This is a genomic window from Rhodohalobacter sp. 8-1, from assembly GCF_038150125.1.
Lineage (GTDB): Bacteria > Bacteroidota > Rhodothermia > Balneolales > Balneolaceae > SW132.
Map to the genome: position 1 here is coordinate 208,922 of NZ_JBBVMF010000006.1, position 18,277 is coordinate 227,198.

General features: G+C 45.4%; 16 protein-coding genes. 12 read left to right on the forward strand and 4 right to left on the reverse strand.

Going from position 1 to position 18,277, the window contains the following annotated elements; all coding sequences use genetic code 11:
- Window positions 1–37 precede the first annotated feature (37 nt).
- From AABW11_RS08220 to AABW11_RS08265, 10 genes are all read left to right on the forward strand, one after another.
- Window positions 38–271 (forward strand): hypothetical protein, encoded by a 234-nt coding sequence (locus AABW11_RS08220; protein ID WP_340104472.1) that lies wholly within the window; start codon window positions 38–40, stop codon window positions 269–271.
- A 112-nt stretch (window positions 272–383) separates the two neighbouring features.
- Window positions 384–1,169, forward strand: coding sequence for an outer membrane lipoprotein-sorting protein (locus AABW11_RS08225; RefSeq protein ID WP_340104473.1), 786 nt, complete (start codon window positions 384–386; stop codon window positions 1,167–1,169).
- Window positions 1,170–1,286: 117 nt separating this feature from the next.
- Window positions 1,287–1,688 carry an endonuclease domain-containing protein gene (locus AABW11_RS08230; RefSeq protein ID WP_340104474.1) on the forward strand — a complete coding sequence of 134 codons (402 nt, stop codon included), beginning with the start codon at window positions 1,287–1,289 and terminating at the stop codon, window positions 1,686–1,688.
- Window positions 1,689–1,703: 15 nt separating this feature from the next.
- Complete coding sequence (locus AABW11_RS08235; protein WP_340104476.1) at window positions 1,704–2,921, forward strand: ABC transporter permease; 1,218 nt, start codon at window positions 1,704–1,706, stop codon at window positions 2,919–2,921.
- Window positions 2,922–2,977: 56 nt separating this feature from the next.
- Window positions 2,978–4,192 (forward strand): ABC transporter permease, encoded by a 1,215-nt coding sequence (locus tag AABW11_RS08240; RefSeq protein WP_340104478.1) that lies wholly within the window; start codon window positions 2,978–2,980, stop codon window positions 4,190–4,192.
- A 182-nt stretch (window positions 4,193–4,374) separates the two neighbouring features.
- Entirely contained in the window at window positions 4,375–5,061 is a 687-nt protein-coding gene (locus AABW11_RS08245; RefSeq protein WP_340104480.1) for an ABC transporter ATP-binding protein, read from the forward strand.
- A gap of 113 nt (window positions 5,062–5,174) precedes the next feature.
- Window positions 5,175–6,329: a hypothetical protein gene (locus AABW11_RS08250; protein ID WP_340104482.1), complete on the forward strand. Its 1,155-nt coding sequence runs from the start codon at window positions 5,175–5,177 to the stop codon at window positions 6,327–6,329.
- A gap of 659 nt (window positions 6,330–6,988) precedes the next feature.
- On the forward strand, window positions 6,989–7,507 hold the full coding sequence (locus tag AABW11_RS08255) for a hypothetical protein (RefSeq protein ID WP_340104484.1): 519 nt from the start codon (window positions 6,989–6,991) through the stop codon (window positions 7,505–7,507).
- Window positions 7,508–7,537: 30 nt separating this feature from the next.
- Window positions 7,538–8,179 (forward strand): hypothetical protein, encoded by a 642-nt coding sequence (locus AABW11_RS08260; protein WP_340104486.1) that lies wholly within the window; start codon window positions 7,538–7,540, stop codon window positions 8,177–8,179.
- Window positions 8,180–8,198: 19 nt separating this feature from the next.
- Window positions 8,199–9,323 (forward strand): hypothetical protein, encoded by a 1,125-nt coding sequence (locus tag AABW11_RS08265; RefSeq protein WP_340104488.1) that lies wholly within the window; start codon window positions 8,199–8,201, stop codon window positions 9,321–9,323.
- Between the two features lie 395 nt (window positions 9,324–9,718).
- Here the strand turns inward: AABW11_RS08265 and trhO are convergent, their stop codons facing one another.
- On the reverse strand, window positions 9,719–10,666 hold the full coding sequence (trhO, locus tag AABW11_RS08270; protein WP_340104490.1) for an oxygen-dependent tRNA uridine(34) hydroxylase TrhO: 948 nt from the start codon (window positions 10,664–10,666) through the stop codon (window positions 9,719–9,721).
- 89 nt (window positions 10,667–10,755) lie between these two features.
- Here trhO and AABW11_RS08275 point away from each other — a divergent pair, with 89 nt between their 5' ends.
- Together AABW11_RS08275 and AABW11_RS08280 are read left to right on the forward strand one after the other, a co-directional pair.
- A complete protein-coding gene (locus AABW11_RS08275) occupies window positions 10,756–12,540 on the forward strand; it encodes an MXAN_6640 family putative metalloprotease (RefSeq protein ID WP_340104492.1) in 1,785 nt (594 codons plus the stop codon).
- Window positions 12,541–12,656: 116 nt separating this feature from the next.
- Complete coding sequence (locus AABW11_RS08280) at window positions 12,657–14,036, forward strand: dipeptidase (protein ID WP_340104494.1); 1,380 nt, start codon at window positions 12,657–12,659, stop codon at window positions 14,034–14,036.
- Window positions 14,037–14,661: 625 nt separating this feature from the next.
- Here AABW11_RS08280 and AABW11_RS08285 read toward each other — a convergent pair.
- The 3 genes from AABW11_RS08285 to AABW11_RS08295 all read right to left on the reverse strand — a co-directional run bounded on the left by AABW11_RS08285 (window position 14,662) and on the right by AABW11_RS08295 (window position 18,050).
- Complete coding sequence (locus AABW11_RS08285; protein ID WP_340104496.1) at window positions 14,662–15,306, reverse strand: hypothetical protein; 645 nt, start codon at window positions 15,304–15,306, stop codon at window positions 14,662–14,664.
- A gap of 408 nt (window positions 15,307–15,714) precedes the next feature.
- Complete coding sequence (locus tag AABW11_RS08290) at window positions 15,715–16,464, reverse strand: GDSL-type esterase/lipase family protein (protein WP_340104498.1); 750 nt, start codon at window positions 16,462–16,464, stop codon at window positions 15,715–15,717.
- Between the two features lie 62 nt (window positions 16,465–16,526).
- Window positions 16,527–18,050: a Gfo/Idh/MocA family protein gene (locus AABW11_RS08295; RefSeq protein WP_340104500.1), complete on the reverse strand. Its 1,524-nt coding sequence runs from the start codon at window positions 18,048–18,050 to the stop codon at window positions 16,527–16,529.
- Window positions 18,051–18,277 lie beyond the last annotated feature (227 nt).

Sequence of the window (18,277 nt, forward strand, 5' to 3'; positions counted from 1 at the left end):
AGTGGTATATAATTGTAATCATGTAACGCGCCTGGCTATGAATGAAGAACAGCTGAATTACTATAAAAAGATGACGGAGAAAATATTCTCCATTCCAGCCAACGAGAGAGGGAATTACCTGGCAGAAATCAAGAAGAAAGATGGCGAATTTTATGAGCGCATCGAACACCTTTCGCAATTTCTTTTAAGTCGTAAAGAGAATGTGGAGAAACATGCGCAAGATCAGATTAAACGCATTTTGTCTGATCTGAATGAAGACACTGTTCAATAGCGATTGTATCATTTCCTCTGCACTTAAAATTTCAGGAAGAATTACTATGATGGGTGCCATTTTCGTATTTTTCACGTGAGGGCATTAAAATGGTTCCAGAATATATAGGCGGATGATAAACTTCAAAAACCCTGCTTCTATCTTTATGTTTGCACTTTTCATATGCATTCAGGTTACGGCCGCGCTCACCCCTTATCAGGCTGTATCAGCCCAAAGTGCTTCAGAAATAATAGAGCGAATGGAAAATGTTATGCAGGGAGAGTCGAGTTACGCTGAAATGACAATGACAATTGAGCGTCCCCGGTACACTCGGAATGTAAGTATGAAGGCATGGTCGCTCGGTGATGAGTACTCACTTATTTTAATCACTGCTCCGGCTCGCGATGAAGGAACTGCTTATCTAAAGCGAGAGGATGAAATATGGAATTATGTGCCCACTATCGATCGTACCCTCAAGATGCCCCCGTCGATGATGTCGCAGTCGTGGATGGGGTCAGATTTTACAAACGATGACCTTGTCAGGGAAACGACTCTTCAAGATGATTACGACCACTCAATCCTAAGAGAAGAAGAGTATGAGGCACGTGATGTGTGGGTGTTGGAGCTGATTCCACACCCGGATGCACCAATTGTCTGGGGAAAGGTTTTGGTGTGGGTCGACAAAGAGCATTTTATTATGCTTAAAGAAGAGCAATTCGACCAAAGTAATGAGCTTGCCAGCACGATTGAATTCACCAATATTACTGAAATGGACGGCCGGACTTTCCCCGCAAAAATGACCATGATTCCGGCTGATGAGCCTGACCACACGACCATCATGGAATACGAAGAACTTGATTTTGATATTGATATTGACCCCTCATTTTTTACCAGGCAGAATATGAAAAGAGTGAGGTGAACAGTAAACAGTATGTCAGTGGCAACAGTGTGTCAGATTGGGATACTTAAAATGAAGTAAACCTCCCCCTTTGAAGGGGGCGGGGGGATGATTTCTCAGGGTTAAATCATAGGTGAGATGAATAGCACAAACCTATACTATAACAAAAATCTGAAAGAGTTTGCTCGTAAGCTACGCAAACAAGCGACAAGAGCTGAGGTCAAATTGTGGCAAGAGTTGTTACGAGGGAGACAAATGCATGGTTATAAATTTCTCCGTCAACGACCGGTATTATTTTTTATCGCTGATTTCATGTGCAAAGAGCTATTTCTGATCATTGAAGTTGATGGTTATACCCATGAATGGGAGGAACAATGGGCACTGGATCAAAAAAGACAGAAGAGGCTCGAAGAATTTGGATTTACCATATTGAGATTTACAGACGAAGAGATTTTAGAAGATATAAGAAATGTAGAGAGTGCGATTGAAGGATGGGTTTTGGATCATCCCCCTGCCCCCCTTCGAAGGGGGAACCCTTAAAACTAACGAATATTCATGTACCTAAAACTTGCCTGGCGAAATATCTGGCGTAACAAACGGAGGACACTCATCACCGTGTCGTCTATTATGTTTGCTGTTATTTTTGCCATGTTCCTGGAGTCGATTGAAAGAGGGTCGCACAATGTTGCTATTGAAAATATGACGCGGTTTCACACCGGTTATATCCAGGTTCAGGATTACCGATTCGAGGATCAGCCGTCGCTCGACAATGCATTTCTGTACGACGCAGAGCAGAGAAATCAAATCTTATCTGCTTCAGAATCAATTAATTATCTGGTTCCCCGAATCGAAACATTTATGCTTGCTGCCGGAGATGACGTGACAAAAGGCGCAATGGTGCTCGGAATTGATCCGGAAAAAGAAGACCGGCTGAATAATCTAAAAAGCCATTTGGTGGAAGGGGCATTCTCATCCGGAAACCAAACGGCCGTTATCGCTGCAGGATTCGCTGAGCGTCTTGAGCTAAGCCGGGGAGATTCACTTGTGCTGCTGGGCCAGGGGCGGTTTGGCAGAACTGCCGCCGGTAAATTTGAAATTACCGGGATTGTTGACCTTCCCATGCGTGCCATGAATAATCAAATGGTGTACCTCTCACTCGAAAACGCACAACGTCTGTTTTCGGCAGATCAGCGGATTACAAACCTTCTTGTAACACCCAATTCACCTCAGCAAGTTGAACAGGCAGCCAGAGAAATCGCAGAAGCTATTTCGGGTGGTGATCTGCGCGTCTTTACCTGGCAGGAGCTTCTGCCGGATCTTGTTGAAGCCCTCAATTTTGACAGGGCAAGCACACGATTTTTGATGGGAATCTTATATGTGGTTATCGGCTTCGGGATATTCGGGACCATACTGACTATGACGCTGGAGCGGCTTTACGAATTCGGGATGCTGATATCCATCGGTATGCACAGGGCAAAACTCGCATCTGTTGTTTTTCTTGAAACACTTTTTATGGCCATAATAGGTGTAGCATCAGGTTATTTTTTTTCTACGTTTCTCCTGCTTTATTTCAAAGCGAACCCGATTGAACTTGGAGGGGATGCGGCAGAAATAATCTCCGAATATGGCTTTGACCCCATAATACCGGCAGCGATAGCGTCAGACATCTATCTGTTTCAGGGCGCGTTTGTCTTCGCATTGTCGATTCTGATTTCATTCTACCCAATTATGAAAATATTCACTCTGAACACGATGGAAGCCTCAAGAAAATGATAAAAGAACCAACCCGAATCTCAACATAATAATAAACGAGCGGTGAATAGTTGAAAATGCTAATCTTCATATCTTGGCGTAACATATGGCGGCATCCGGCGCGCAGCGGTGTTTTGCTTGGTGCAATTATTGCCGGAATGTGGGCCGGCATTATGGTGTCGGGCCTTACCAACGGAATGATGGAGCAGCGGTTCAATAACCTGATTGAAGAGTCGATAACACATGTTCAAATTCATCATCCTGAGTTTGTCACAGAGCGTGATCCGGATATGTTCATCAGAAAATCTGATGAAATAATTGAGTTTCTCAGGAGCCTGGAGGAAGTTCATTCTTTTACGGCACGAACTCTGGCCGGCGGTATGATTCAGTCGCCGCAAACTACCGCGGGGGTGCAAATTCAGGGTGTTAAAGTTGAATGGGAAAAATCAACCACCACGTTTCACGAAAACATGACACGGGGCGATTATTTAAATACTGATACCCGTAACGCTCTGGTAATGGGTGAAGAGCTTGCGGACAAGCTGGAAATGGAGATGGGCAAGCGCGTGGTGCTGACCTTTCCAACCGCAGATGGCGAGATGACATCCGCGGCTTTCAATATTACGGGTCTGTATAGAAGTGCATCCTCGCAATTTGATGCACAACAGGTATTTGTGCGATCGTCTGATCTGTCAGAGCTCATTGCCGGCGAGACAGTGTATCACGAAATTGCAATGATGTTAAACGATGCAGATAGCAGTGAAGTGGTTGCCTCACGAATTAACGACGAGTTTCCAAATGTGAAGGCTGAAACGTGGTATCAGATCTCACCTGAGCTGAGATACATAGCAGATTTTGGAAACTCAATGACATTTTATGTCATGCTTGTGATTATGCTTGCCCTGGCCTTTGGTATTTTGAATACAATGCTGATGGCCATCTTCGAACGCATGCGTGAGCTGGGCATGCTTATGGCGGTGGGCATGAGCAAAGGACGGATATTTCTAATGATTATGTTTGAATCGATTATGCTGACTTGTTCAGGAGCAATCGCCGGAATGCTGCTGGCTTACCTGAGTATCCAATGGCTCGGCGATACCGGAATTGATATGGCGGCGTTAGGCGGTGAATCACTCAGTGAATTCGGCTATGATACGGTCGTGTATCCGGTTATCACCTCGGCAGATTTTATGGCGATTGCAATTTTGGTTGTCGTGACCGTCTTGGTATCAGCAGTATATCCATCATATAAAGCGCTTAAGATCAAGCCCGCAGATGTAGTGCGGGAATAAAATTTTTACAGTGTGTCAGTTTGCAGTGCCAACAGTATATCAGACATCAATTGATGTAATTACTGAATGTACTATAGCACTGTCGTTACTTATATATTTTTATTTCTGAAACACTGTAGAACTGTTGACACTGACACACACTGAACGTCTGACACACTGTTAAACTGTAAAAATTGAAAACTATGCCAATAATCACAACCCAAAACCTTTCAAAAGTTTACAACCCGGACACGGTACCGGTGCACGCAATTCGGGATGTGTCGCTTGAATTTGAAAAAGGTGAGTTTACAACGGTTCGTGGTCCATCAGGATCGGGCAAAACCACGCTGCTGAATATGATTGGCGGTCTTGATGAGCCTACATCTGGTTCCGTAGAAATAGATGATGTTCGTATAACCGGAATGAAGGAAAAGAAACTGATCGATTTCAGACTTCATAATATCGGGTTTGTTTTTCAGGCGTATAACCTGATTCCTGTATTTACAGCTTATGAAAACGTGACGTTTATTATGCTGCTGCAGAAGCGTAGTAAAGAAGAGATGAAAGAGCGGGCAGATGAGCTTCTTGCTGCTATGGGGCTGAAAGACAAAATTGACTCTCGCCCTAAAGAGCTGTCCGGCGGAGAGCAGCAGCGAGTGGCAGTGGCGAGAGCTCTGGCGTCGTACCCAAAATTTATTCTTGCTGATGAACCAACGGCAAATCTCGATACTGAATCCGCAATGAACCTGCTGGATATGATGGAGAAGATGAACCGTGAAGAAAGCGTCACATTTATTTTCTCAACCCACGATCAGCGTGTCATCGATCGTGCCCGGCGGGTTATTACCATTGTTGACGGGGCGATAGATACGGATGAAAAAAAGGAATAATCAAGAACCTGCGAGAGTCCGGCAGGTCCTCGCAGAGTTCATTACATGTACCGAAACTCTGACAGGAGCTCTCTTCGTTCGCACTCTGGCAGGTTTCTAAACTATTTTCATAAATGAAACACATATTCTTCATACTTGCACTGATCCTCTGTACAACCATAGTTCATGCCCAAAGTGATGAACTCCAAATCGGCGGCTACCTCCAGGGCATGCCGGTTCGCATAGGTGCCGATCTTCCCGAACCGATCGGTTCGGATGCACTCTGGGAGTATCGCCTTCAAAATAGACTGAACCTGAACTGGTATATTACATCTGACATAACTGTCAACTGGGAAATGAGAACCCGGTTTTTTGCCGGTGATCTTGTTGAAGAGATTCCGTTCTATGCGGATGCAATTGACAGAGATCCCGGCTATGTGGATCTTTCATGGATGATTGTGGAGAATGAGTCGATACTGCTTCATTATATTCCTGATCGATTGAACATTGACTGGTACACCGATGATTGGCGCGTGACGGCCGGACGGCAGCGGATCAACTGGGGGATCAATACGGTGAGTAACCCAAACGATTTGTTTAATATCTATTCGTTCTATGATTTTGATTATCCCGAAAGACCCGGCACAGACGCCATTCGGGCACAGTATTTTATCGATTGGGCGTCAAGGGTCGAATTCGCATATAGCCCGGCGCGTGATTCACGAAATTCCGTAGCGTCAGGAATGTACACGTTTAACACACGAGGTTATGATATTCAGCTGATTACCGGATATTACAGGCATCGATGGGCGGCTGGTGGTGGCTGGGCCGGAAGTATTCGCCAAACGGGATTTAAAGGCGAGATCATGGCTTTCATGGATCTCGACGAACAGAGCGGAAACAGATCCGTGAACCTGGTTGCCGCGCTTTCAGCCGATCACATGTTCGAAAACAGCCTGTTCCTGGTTACAGAATTCCTCTACAATAAAAATGGCGGTCGTGATCAGTTTCTGTTACTTGGTGAGCCGCTGTCAGCCGATAACCCATCATTTTCCCGATACCAGTTCACGGTGCAGGGATCCTACCCCTTCTCTCCAATTCTAAACGGATCTCTTGCCGGTATTTACTACCCGGATGAATTCGCTGCATTTCTTTCGCCTTCAATAACTTGGTCGGTGCTTCAAGATCTGGACTTCAACATTCTGCTGCAGATATTTGCAGGCAGTGAGGATTCTGCCTTTTCAAATGCCGGAAATGTAGCGGCGGGTTCGCTGAAGTGGTACTTTTGATTGAGTGATGATATTATTTAAGGTTCTACAGAAAATGTTGTGGGTAAAAAAATAATCCTGTAAGTCCATCTTTCCATATAGATTCTGCAAACCTGGTGGGTTATCCTGTATGTTAAATTGCTCAATGATATCTTCTGGTAGTGTGAGGTATTTTGCTTTTTGAGATTCTGATCAAAACGAAAACTCCCGTTTTGATCAGAATGGCGTTCACTTTTCTTGTTTAAGTGGCGGCGTGATCACATAGCATGAATAAAAATCTGTTTAGTAACCACGCCGCCCCATTCTCAACCTTATGAGCTTGTCATCCTGACACGAGCCCCGTGTTTTCCGGGGTAAGTGGAAGGATCTGCAATAGCTATGAGATTTTTTGTGACGATATTTAACTCAACTAAAACGATCTCTTTAGAAATTTGTATCCAACCATCAATGTTTCCGATAGAACTATTAAGAACATTTGAAGTTAATTATTAACAATTCTTAATACTAAGAGAGCTGCCTTCCAATATTAGAAATCTATTCCAAAAGCCTCTATTTGTAACATTTAACATTACAAATCCTCTTGTTTATAGCAAAGAGAAAAAATCCGATAACAATATTAACTCTTTTACATTAAAAGGACTTAATATTTTTAATAGGCTTACTCCCTCAAATACTCAGCTATGATAGGATACAGTGAAGTCTTACAAACCATGGCAGCAATGATCCTCTTTTCGATGATCCTGCTAAATGCCAACCACATGATTCACCGAAATTCGATGATGCAGGTACAATCGGAGCTGGAGCAGGAAGTAATTGCGCTTGGTCAGGAAGTGATTGATGAAGCCCGGACTAAATCGTTCGACCAGGTGACGGTTGATGCCGCTGCGCCACCCTCCTTGATTCCCGGAGGATTTACAGCTCCAGGCTCGCTGGGACCGGGTGGGGCTGAAACAACCCGGAGAAGTTTTAACGACTTTGATGATTATAACAACTGGTCGGATACATTTACCACAGAACACGGAGATTTTGAGGTAAGTGTGGATGTGCATTATGTGGATCCGGTCAACTATCAAAAAATAATGAATGCCACTACGTTTAAAAAAATAGTGGTAGTGGTATCTAGTAAGTTTCTGCGAACAGGCGGGGATATTCCGAGAGAATACAGGCTCGAATTTATAAGGAATTACTATGCTGATTAATATAAAGTAAGAGATACTATGAACTTGGCAATGATTACAAGCTATATTGTGGCAGGGGTTCTGCTTTTATCTATCGTAATGGTGAATATCAATATTTCAAACAGCGGTGCTGAATTGACAATGACCCAGATTACGAGAGATAAACTGGAATCTGTGACTGCCATGCTGGATGATGATATCCCGAATATGGGATATGACCTTCTTCAGCCGCCTGATACAATTTTAACGGTGGCTGACGGAAACCAGATTCAGTTTTTCCGAAATCTGTGCCGCGATCCCGCTCGTGATGCGGCGTTTGTGAACTGCAGTGAGCCCGAAAGAATTACATGGCAGTTTTTTGATACCATGAAACCTGGATCAAGTAAAAATAACGATCATGGCACACTGATCAGGGTAGTTGAAGAGGTTGGTCAGGCACCGGATACAACATGGATTCAATCTGGTGTCACACGATTTAATGTCCGCTATTACGACGACCACGGACGGGCGCTCGACCAGAATATTCCGACACCAGTATCCTCAAGCCAGTTTGATGACATCAAACAGCTTTACATTGAACTTGAAGTACAAAGTGATGAGAGAATTCCCGGCAGATTTAATTCAGATTCGCGCTTCGTGCGGGCTGTCTGGGAAAAACGGTTCTCTCCCCGAAATCTTGAGATTGAACTTTAAAAAATAAGGGTGGCACATTATGGGACGAGCAATGATCATTATTACATCAGGTGTATTGGTGGCACTTGGTATTTTTAATATATCCACATCGCAGCAGGGTTTGTCGCTGACCCAAAAAACGGTCAACAACGCCGATTACATCATGGCAAAAAATACGGCTCACACCGCTATTCAGATGGCAATGCAGCATATAAACGAAGATGATGAGTGGGCTGAGCGTCACGATAAAAACAACGCAAAATTTAGCGGCCCGTGGCAGACAGTGATCGACGGCAGCGACGTTACTCTTTACACGGAATACGCCAAACATCCGGATTACTGGCAGCCCGACACACTACGCCTGATTTCAAATGCGAAACGCAATGAGTTACAGGCAGAAGTAATCAGTCTATACTACAAACAACCGTTTAGTTCTCTTGTTCCGGATTTTGAAGGTGCCATTTCACTGCCCACAGGATTTAAAACGTTCAATGCTGATGGTAATGCGCACGATATTACGGGAACTGCTCCCGCCGGTACAGCCTGCGAAGACAAGCCGGCTATTGTTGTAAACCGGAGTGAAACGAAAGATGCTCTTCCAACTAACTTAAACACATTCGCGGATCCGGCAATAAAAGTTGACAATTCACTAAGTTACGAACCAACCGATGAGCTAATTGAACGATTGTCCAATACCTCTGGAGTTGAGTATTTAACAGGTAATCTGAGCGGAGATACCGTTGACATGGGGAGCCCTACTGACCCGGGAGTATTTTTTGTGGAGGACGATCTGAAAATTACCGGTGGAAAAATACAGGGCTATGGAATACTTGTCATCCGTTCGTTTGGTGATATGGAATATGTAGATGAATCTGGTGCTACGCTGGATCTGGCCGGAAATTTTGAGTTCAACGGCCTCGTTGTTTTTGAAAATGCGTACAGCATGGACGGTCGCGGAACGCCAACTATCAATGGTACAATGCTGATAGGAAACACTGATTTGATGGGCAATGACTCAATTGATATCGACCTCGGGGGAAACATCAGCATCAACTACGACTGTGAGGCGGAAGAGTACGCAAAAATGGCTGCAGCAGATGCTGTTAAGCAAAACAAATACACCCGGCGCGTTACGACTGAAGGCGTGAATTACGCCCAGAATTAGTGTTTAGGGTTGAAAGAATGGCTGTTAAGTCGATGGTAGCACTTAATTTTGCTCCAAAAAACTTGACAACACCATTTAAGAAGTGACAGGATAAAATCCCTTCTTGAGAGGGGAAAGGTTTAAACGAAACGGCAACGCCGGATGAGTGTAACGAGGGGTGTGTTTGGTCGTCTTGGACTAGAATAGATCTGTCTTTCTGCCTTACAGCCTTATCGAACACACCCCTGAACCCCCAAACAAACGCTCTGCGTTGTTTTGTGATTCTGTCCCCTCTCGAGATGGGATTTAAAAGCTCCTTAGATGTTTCACTTTTGAAATCTGTCATTGGGAGATGCCGGATCGGAGTCCGGCATGACGTTGATTAGGACTTTAGATCATTAAAGCACGATCTACGCCTAAAACTCACGTTCTTTGAAATCCTCATCAAAATAGTTGTACCATTTCCGGAACGGGCGGAACGCATTATCCGGATCAAACGGACGGCGGTACTCGCTGTTCAGGCACTCTTCACTGCAACACCCCTTAAATTTTTCCGCACCCTCTTCAGAGCAGACAAACAACTTGTTGCACTCCATATTGGCGCAGTTAATAAAACTATCAGCCGGTTTGCCGGTGATTTCACATCGGGCAATGGGCTGAAGATCACCTCTGTTCACAGGCACCACAAGACGGTCGTCAAACACAAAGCATTTGCCTTTAAAGTGTTTTCCATCTTCTTCTTTAGCGTAGTTTAAAATACCGCCGTGAAGCTGGTTCACATTGTTCCAGCCTTGCTGCTTCATCAGCACAGAAAACTTCTCACAGCGAATGCCGCCTGTACAGTACATTAGCACTTTTTTGTCTTTTGGGATGTCGGCTTCATCAAGCCACTGAGGAAACTCATAAAAATTTTCAACCTGCGGCGTGATGGCTCCCTCAAAATGGCCCACTTCACTTTCATAATCGTTTCGCACATCAATCATAACGTAATCCTCTTCGGATTCCATTGTTTTCCGCCATTCGGAGGGCGAGAGATGACGTCCGCCCTCACTCGGATTAAGCCCGTCAACGTGGATGGATACAATCTCTTCGCGTACTTTACATGTGAGCCGGGGAAATGGAATCACGTCCGATTCCTCCGTTTTGAATTCGGTATCATTAAACCCGTCGAGCGACCAAACGTATTCGCGGTATTTCTGCATTTGGCCCGGTGTTCCGGCAATTGTGCCATTCAGGCCTTCACTGCCTAGGTATACCCGGCCTTTGACGTCAAGATCTTGCAGAAACCGCTTATGCTCTTTGCAAAAACGCTCAGGGTTGTCAATGGGATGAAATTTATAATAAAGAAGTACTTCGTAACTCATATTCAAACAGACGATTACCGTTGTTATTTCGTTATTTTTTGCTGACTCTATAAATTACGATCTTTTGTACCATTTTCGTATCAAAAAAAATGAATCAATTGCAGAAGCGCATTTTAAATAGTTTTTGGATGTTAGTCCTTTTGTGTCTGGGCTGCGTGATATCGGTATTGGCCCAGCATCAGATTCATTTTCATGAACATCCGGTACTGATCTCTATCAAAGAGGCTAAAGAGGCTGGTAATTTATCGGCCGACGATGCGATTTTGCAGATGCACTATGCGGCCTATCGACCTGAAAAGCTTGATGACCGATTTAGAGAGGGGCAAAATGACACTCCGATCAAATGCATGGTTCCGGTTTCGCTTGAGTTTGAGGAGATACGATCTGAGCTAAGGCCATCAACAATTGCAGAAATTGATGATATGAAGAGCTCCGCTGTATCCAATATGGCTCAGAGCTATGTGTCGCCATCAGGAAAGTTCATCTTTAAATATGATACAAGCGGAATTGATGCCGTTTCAGATGAGCAAACTCTTGCCGGAGCGATTGAGGCCGGTATTCCGGACTATATCTACAAGGCAGCATTTGCGGCCGATTCATCTTATCGCTACCAGGTAGAAGAGCTCGGATTCAGTGATTTTGCAGGCTCAGCTCCCTACGAAATCCGGTTCGATAATTTTGGCTTTTACGGTACAACCACCTCTTCGGGATCCACGTCTTACATCACGCTTCATAATACGTTTAACGGATTCCCGGAAAACTCGCATCCGGAAGGAAAGCAAATTGGCGCGCTTTACGTCACCATCGCGCACGAAATAAAACATGCTATTCAATACGAAGCGAATCGCTGGCGGGGCAGTGCTGGCAGCTTTAATTGGATTGAGATGGACGCTACATTAATGGAGGAGGTGGTATTCGATGATGTGAATGACTATTACAATTACATCAAAGCGGACTTTAATTCTACGGAACCAAGCACAACGTCTATTTTCGGTACGCCTCAAAACCCAACGCCCGGCGCCTATTACCATATTACCTGGATGCTCTATTTTACGGAGGTTTACGGTATGGATTTTTGGGTGGATGTGTGGGAGAATGTCGTGGCAGATCCCCAGATACCGTTTATTGATGCAATTAATGCATCTCTGATCCTGCAAAACGAAACATTCGGCAGAGACCACCTGGCCAATCACATCTGGCATATGGGATCGGGTGAGGTATTTGCCACTACTGACTTTGGCTTCAGGGAACGGGAATTTTACCCAAACCCGTTTACTGAGTTTGATCTTTTCTCAGTTCCTGACAGCCTCACGCAAACAAGCCTGAGGCCACTTGGTGCAAACTATATTCGGGCTAACTCTCCGAATATCGCGATTGGCCGGCCAGCAATCAGGCTGGAATCAACGGCACCGGGTGTTGGAATTGGAGTGATTGGAATCTTTGCAGATGGATCAGTCCAAAGTGACATGGTTTTGAATGAGACATCCGCAAATCAACAGCTTCAGACGCAGTGGAACTGGAATGGGCTTGTTGATCTATATATTGCGGTTGTAAACACTAACCGCAGCCGATCGGCCGATTACACGCTGAATCTCGAATCGGCGCTTCCGGAAGAAGATATACTCGCAAGAAATTATCCCAACCCGTTTAACCCGTCCACGCGAATCGAGTTTTCACTGAACAGGCCCAAGAATGTCCGGCTTGATATATTTGACAGTATTGGCCGCCGAATTACTACACTTCTCGACGGGGAGCTTAACGAAGGATTTCATTTTGTGGATTTTGATGGGTCAGGTCTTGCATCAGGCGTTTATTTCTACAGAATTAGCACAAACGAACAAACCCTTACGCAAAAGATGTTGTTAGTTAAATGAAGTAGTTTAATGCTTCGATATAAATTCGCAGTGATACATCAGCGCAACAAAAGAGATAGTCTTTCTGCTATTGATCCGCTACCTTTCAACGCTACAATCTAAATGAATTTTTATTTATGTCTACCGTACAACAATATATCGACGACAACATTGACACGTTTAAAGATGAACTTTTTCAGCTGCTCCGGATTGAAAGTGTAAGTACCGATTCATCCAAAAAAAGCGAGGTCAAAAAAGCGGCTAAGTTTCTTGCGGGGCATCTTGAAGAGATTGGCCTTGATGATGTTATCCTTCATGAAACGGATGGCCACCCGATTGTAACCGCCCAAAAATCTGTAGATCCTGATCTTCCAACCATTCTGATTTATGGGCATTACGACGTACAGCCGCCAGATCCGGAAGAGCTTTGGGAGACTCCCCCTTTTGAGCCAACGGTAAAAGACGGGCGCGTATATGCTCGCGGAAGCTCAGATGATAAAGGTCAGTCGTTTACCCACGTTAAAGCCGTGGCGGCATATCTTCAAACGGAAACAGATCTGCCGGTTAACGTGAAATTTATTCTTGAGGGAGAAGAAGAGATCGGCTCTCCGAACCTGATTCCGTTTATCAAAGAGCATAAAGAGATGTTGAGCTGCGACATGGTTTTGATATCGGACACCGCGATGTTTGCAGAGGATCAGCCGTCGATTACGTATGGATTACGAGGCCTTGCTTACATGGAAGTTCATGTGACCGGCCCAAGCAAAGATTTGCACTCCGGAGTTTTTGGTGGCGCGGTTGAAAATCCGGTTAATGCGTTGGCAAATATTATTTCAAAGCTGAAGGATGAAGACGGTACAATTCAGATTGATGGTTTCTATGATGATGTTGAAGAGATGACGTCTGAAATGAGGGAAGAATACAGCAAACTCCCTCATAATGATGCAACATATATGAGTGACCTGGGAATTACAGAACTTCACGGCGAAAAAGGATATAGCACGCTGGAGCGCGCATCGGCGCGTCCCTCGCTCGATGTAAACGGTATTTGGGGCGGTTATCAAAAAGAAGGGGCAAAAACAGTGCTTCCATCCAAAGCCGGAGCAAAAATTAGTATGAGGCTGGTGCCTGATCAGGATCCAAGAACTATTTCCAAACTCTTTACAAACTATGTAAAATCCATCGCGCCCGAATCTGTGGACGTGGAAGTTATTGAGCATCATGGCGGACATCCCATCGTCATTGACCTTGAGTATTACGGACTGCAGGCGGCAGCACAGGCGTTTGAAGATGTCTATGAAAAAGAGGCCCTGTTTTCCCGCGAAGGCGGGTCGATTCCTATTGTAGCAGACTTCAAAAAAATACTGGGCGTCAATTCTATTTTGATGGGCTTTGGCCTGACAAAAGATGCGCTTCACTCCCCTAATGAAAGTTTTTCACTGAAAGACTTCCACCGCGGCATAAAAACATCTGCTCGATTTATGCAGCTGCTGCCTGAGTTCAGGGAAGAAGGATAAAATTGCAACCTCCGGGCGTCTGGAGCGGATGCAGAGGATCCCCGAAGCGTTGGAGATTGGGCGCTCGTACTTCCGGTCTGAATCAAGTGACGAGAGTTCATGAATCGGCAAATCGATCTTTTGCCTGTGCTCCGCCACGATTGGAGGTCCTGCGGACGCTTCAATGTGGCTGGATGTGAGCCAACCTCCAGGCGTCCGAAGCGGATACGGAGGATCCCCGAAGCGTTGGAGATTGGGCGCTCGTACTTCCGGTGTGAATCAAGTGACGAGAGTTCATGAATCGGCAAATCGATCTTCTGCCTGTGCTCCGCCGCGATTGGAGGTCCTTCGGACGCTTCAATGTGGCTTGGATTTAAGCCAACCTCCGGGCGTCCGCAGCGAATGCGGAGGATCCCCGAAGCGTTGGAGGTTGGGCGCTCGTACTTCCGGTCTGAATCAAGTGACGAAAGTTCATGAATCGGCAAATCGATCTTTTGCCTGTGCTCCGCCACGATTGGAGGTCCTGCGGACGCTTCAACTTGGCTGGATGTGAGCCAACCTCCGGGCGTCCGCAGCGGATACGGAGGATCCCCGAAGCGTTGGGGTTAATGTTTTCAAAGACTAGGCACCTGAGAGATGCATACAATTATTCCAGGATATATTTTGAAATATAATCCATTCTTACCTCTTCATGAGCTGCTGCAGCGTTATCTTCACCGCCTAAGAATCTCAAAATCTCTGCCTTATTTAACAGGGTTTTCTTATCTGAAAAGAGCGAGTTATACGAAGAGTATTTATAACTACTGTAGTCACGACACAAATGATGGTGTATCGGATTTCTGTGAATATAGCATATTAGATGAGAGAGATACTTTATTGAATCAATTTCAATTCTTTTGAATCGTCCATCAAAAATAATCCCTGTTCGTTCAGAAGCTGTATTAAAATATCGTGTATAGCTGTTTAGAAAATGGCCTATCTGATTGGATGCACAATAATTTTTAAAATCTGGATAATCGATATTATGGTGAGCAGGTGTAAAATCCTGACTACCAATCATCTTTTTTTGGCATTTTGAAAATAGTTCTAATTGCTCTTCTTCTGGTCTGACTCTGAGCAATACATGAAAGTGATTGGGGATAAGGCAGTATGCATACGTATCAGCTGCAATGTAGAGGTAGTAAAAATACTTCTCCAAAAATCGCTGATAATCAGAATCTTGATAAAAGATATTATCTCCTTTTACGCCTCTGTGATGGATATGGTAATATTTGGTTTCTTGAAGTTTCATGATGATGAACGATAGTGTCTCTTATCTCAAATATATGTTTTAAGGTGAGATTTGCAACTATAGGCTTTAGGAGTATTGCACCTTTGCACCAAGTCGCCACGATTGGAGGTCCATCGGACGCTTCGATTTGGCTGGTTGTAAGCCAACCTCCGGGCGTCTGCAGCGCATGCGGAGGATCCCGATCCCCGAAGCGTTGGCGGTTGGGGACTTGTAATTCCTGTGTGAACCGAATGACGTTGAAAGTAATGAGTAGGTAAATCGCTCATCAGTCGTTACTGGCTCGGTCCGCAGGTGTGAATCAAATGATGAGAATAAAGGGATAGACAAAAGACTCTTTTACCTATGCCCCGCCACGATTGGAGGTCCGCCTGAGCCGGCGGACGCTTCAATGTGGCTGGTGGTGTTGCCTCAATCCAAAAATTCGCGAATTGCAGGCAGCATCACTTTAGCCCAAAGTTCGTATCCATATTCGTTGGGATGCAGCTGATCGGGCATGATCTCTTCCGGCAGATTTTCGTCCTCATCAAGAAAAACAGAATTGATATTCATAAAGTGAACACGTTCACCGTCAGCGAAAGACTCAATACGCTGATTAATGGCAGTATTTAGTTGACGGAGCTCATTGCCCGCAGTTTCACCGCGCGGGAATATTGCCAGAAGGAGTACCTCAGTGTCCGGGAGTTTTTCGCCAAGTTCATTAAGAATCATTTCAATACCGCGGGCGGTGCATTCAGGCGAATCCTGCCGGTGTCCCGTGTTATTTGTTCCGATCATTACTACAGCCAGTTTGGGGTTGATACCGTCTATTTCACCGTGATCAAACCTCCAAAGCACGTTTTCCGTGCGGTCGCCACTGTACCCAATATTATAGATGGAAAAACCGGAAAAATACTCCTCAGCCACAGCCTTGCCTGTCGTTTCCCAGCCGTGGGTGATGGAATCGCCCAGGAACAACACGTCGGCAGTCTCACGCCCCTCTTCCGTGAGCTTACTTTCGTGGCGAGGCATCCACCATTCTATCGCCCACTCTTCCTCGAGCGGTGCGGGCGTGAGTGCGGTGGCATCCTCAGGGCAGTTCACCTGACTGAAAGCATCTGCGGTTGGAATGCATATGGACAACAGAATGAGAGCAAAGATGTTTTGAGCTAAAAGTCTCATAGATATTTCAGTTTGAATGAAGTGGTGAGAATGTAAGTCAAGTGTAAAAAATGGCTGATTGATTATACATTAGGCATATCAGGCAGGCTCCAGCCCTCCCTATAATTTTTTCTGATGAGGCCTTTGGCAAATTCAAGCGCGTTCATTGGTTCCGTTCGCTGCTGGGAAAATGATGGGTTTCCATTTTCCATCTGAAACTCATCTTTCTCAACAATGGTCAGTTCTTCAGTGTCTGAAATATTGGTAAACTGCATATTTTCACCATCCCAGTCGAGCTCTTTGTTGAGTTCCTGGAGCCTGACGGCCAGCACGCCCATGACGACCATTTCATTGAATGGCCCAGATTGATCGAACGATGATTTGGTTTTTACTCGATTTTCAGGACTCTCTTTGCAGGCTCTTGCCCAATCTTTTACGTGTGCTGCCTCCCCCGCGGTTTCCTCAACTATTACACGCCGTTCTGTCTTTGGCACATTGGGAGTATTGCCCGAAAGTAACCACGGGTCAGAGCCGTAACATCCGCATACAAGTGTGTCCCGGGAACCGTGAAATAAGACCGCACCGCCGCGGTGATTCATATTACGTCCATCCGGCCACCCCTCAGGTTTAATAGGCTCAATACCTCCATCTGTCCACTGAACCTCGACTTCGGGCAGGTTGCCACCGTAACGACTTTTGCGTTCTGGGTAGGTCAACCTTACTTTCTGAGCGGTTGGCGCCGATTCTTTTAACAGAAGTGTTGAACTGCCCTGTACTTTTGTAGGATAGCCCAGTTCAAGCGCCTTATACGGGGCGTGTAAAATGTGGCAGGCCATATCGCCGAGGGCGCCGGTGCCGAAATCCCACCAGCCACGGAAATTCCAGGGTGTATATATTTCGTTGTATGGCCGCATTTCGGCCGGGCCAATAAACAAGTCCCAGTTTAGCGTATCGGGAACGGGCTGCACTTCCTCGGGCGGATTCTGCCCCTGCAGCCAGATCGGCCGGTTGGTAAACGACTCAATTTTTGTCACATCGCCGATCACGCCGCTTTGAACCCATTCGGTAATCAGGTTGATTCCCTCACCCGAGGCTCCCTGGTCACCCATTTGGGTGGCCACATTGTATTCCTTTGCAAGTTCTGTGAGCAACCGCGATTCGTAAACCGTGTGAGTCAATGGTTTTTCAACATACACGTGCTTGCCCATGGTCATGGCGTGAGCGGCAACGATGGCGTGAGTGTGATCGGCAGTGGCAACAACAACCGCGTCGATATCATCGCCCATTTCATCAAACATCACACGCCAGTCCCAAAACTTCCGGGCATCCGGGTAGCGCTCGAACTCTTCTTTGGCGTATCGCCAGTCCACATCACAGAGCGCGACAATATTTTCAGACTCTTCAATCTGACTAATCACGCTTGATCCGCGGCCTCCAACCCCCACACAGGCCACATTGAGTTTGTCACTTGGTGCTTTATGGCCGAGGCCGCTCACCACTGCGCTGGGAACAAATGTAAATCCGGCGGCAGCAGCTGCAGCTTTGCCAAGAAAATCTTTTCGGGATAACTTGTTAATTGTGCGTGCTGAATCTTTTTTGTGTCCCATCAAATAAACGGTTGGATTGAAGTTTGTAATCAGAGCAATATCACATATTTGAAGGATATACCCAAGAGAGGAAATTGTTGATCTGAAGGAATTGAAGCAGGATCGAACCACTTCCATAAATTTAATTTAAGGAATGGCAGACATTGATCTGATCAAATGTGCTATCCGGAAAAGATGCTATCCTGTATCTGATTTAGGTAGTTCTTGAACGTGATTGTTCATGTACA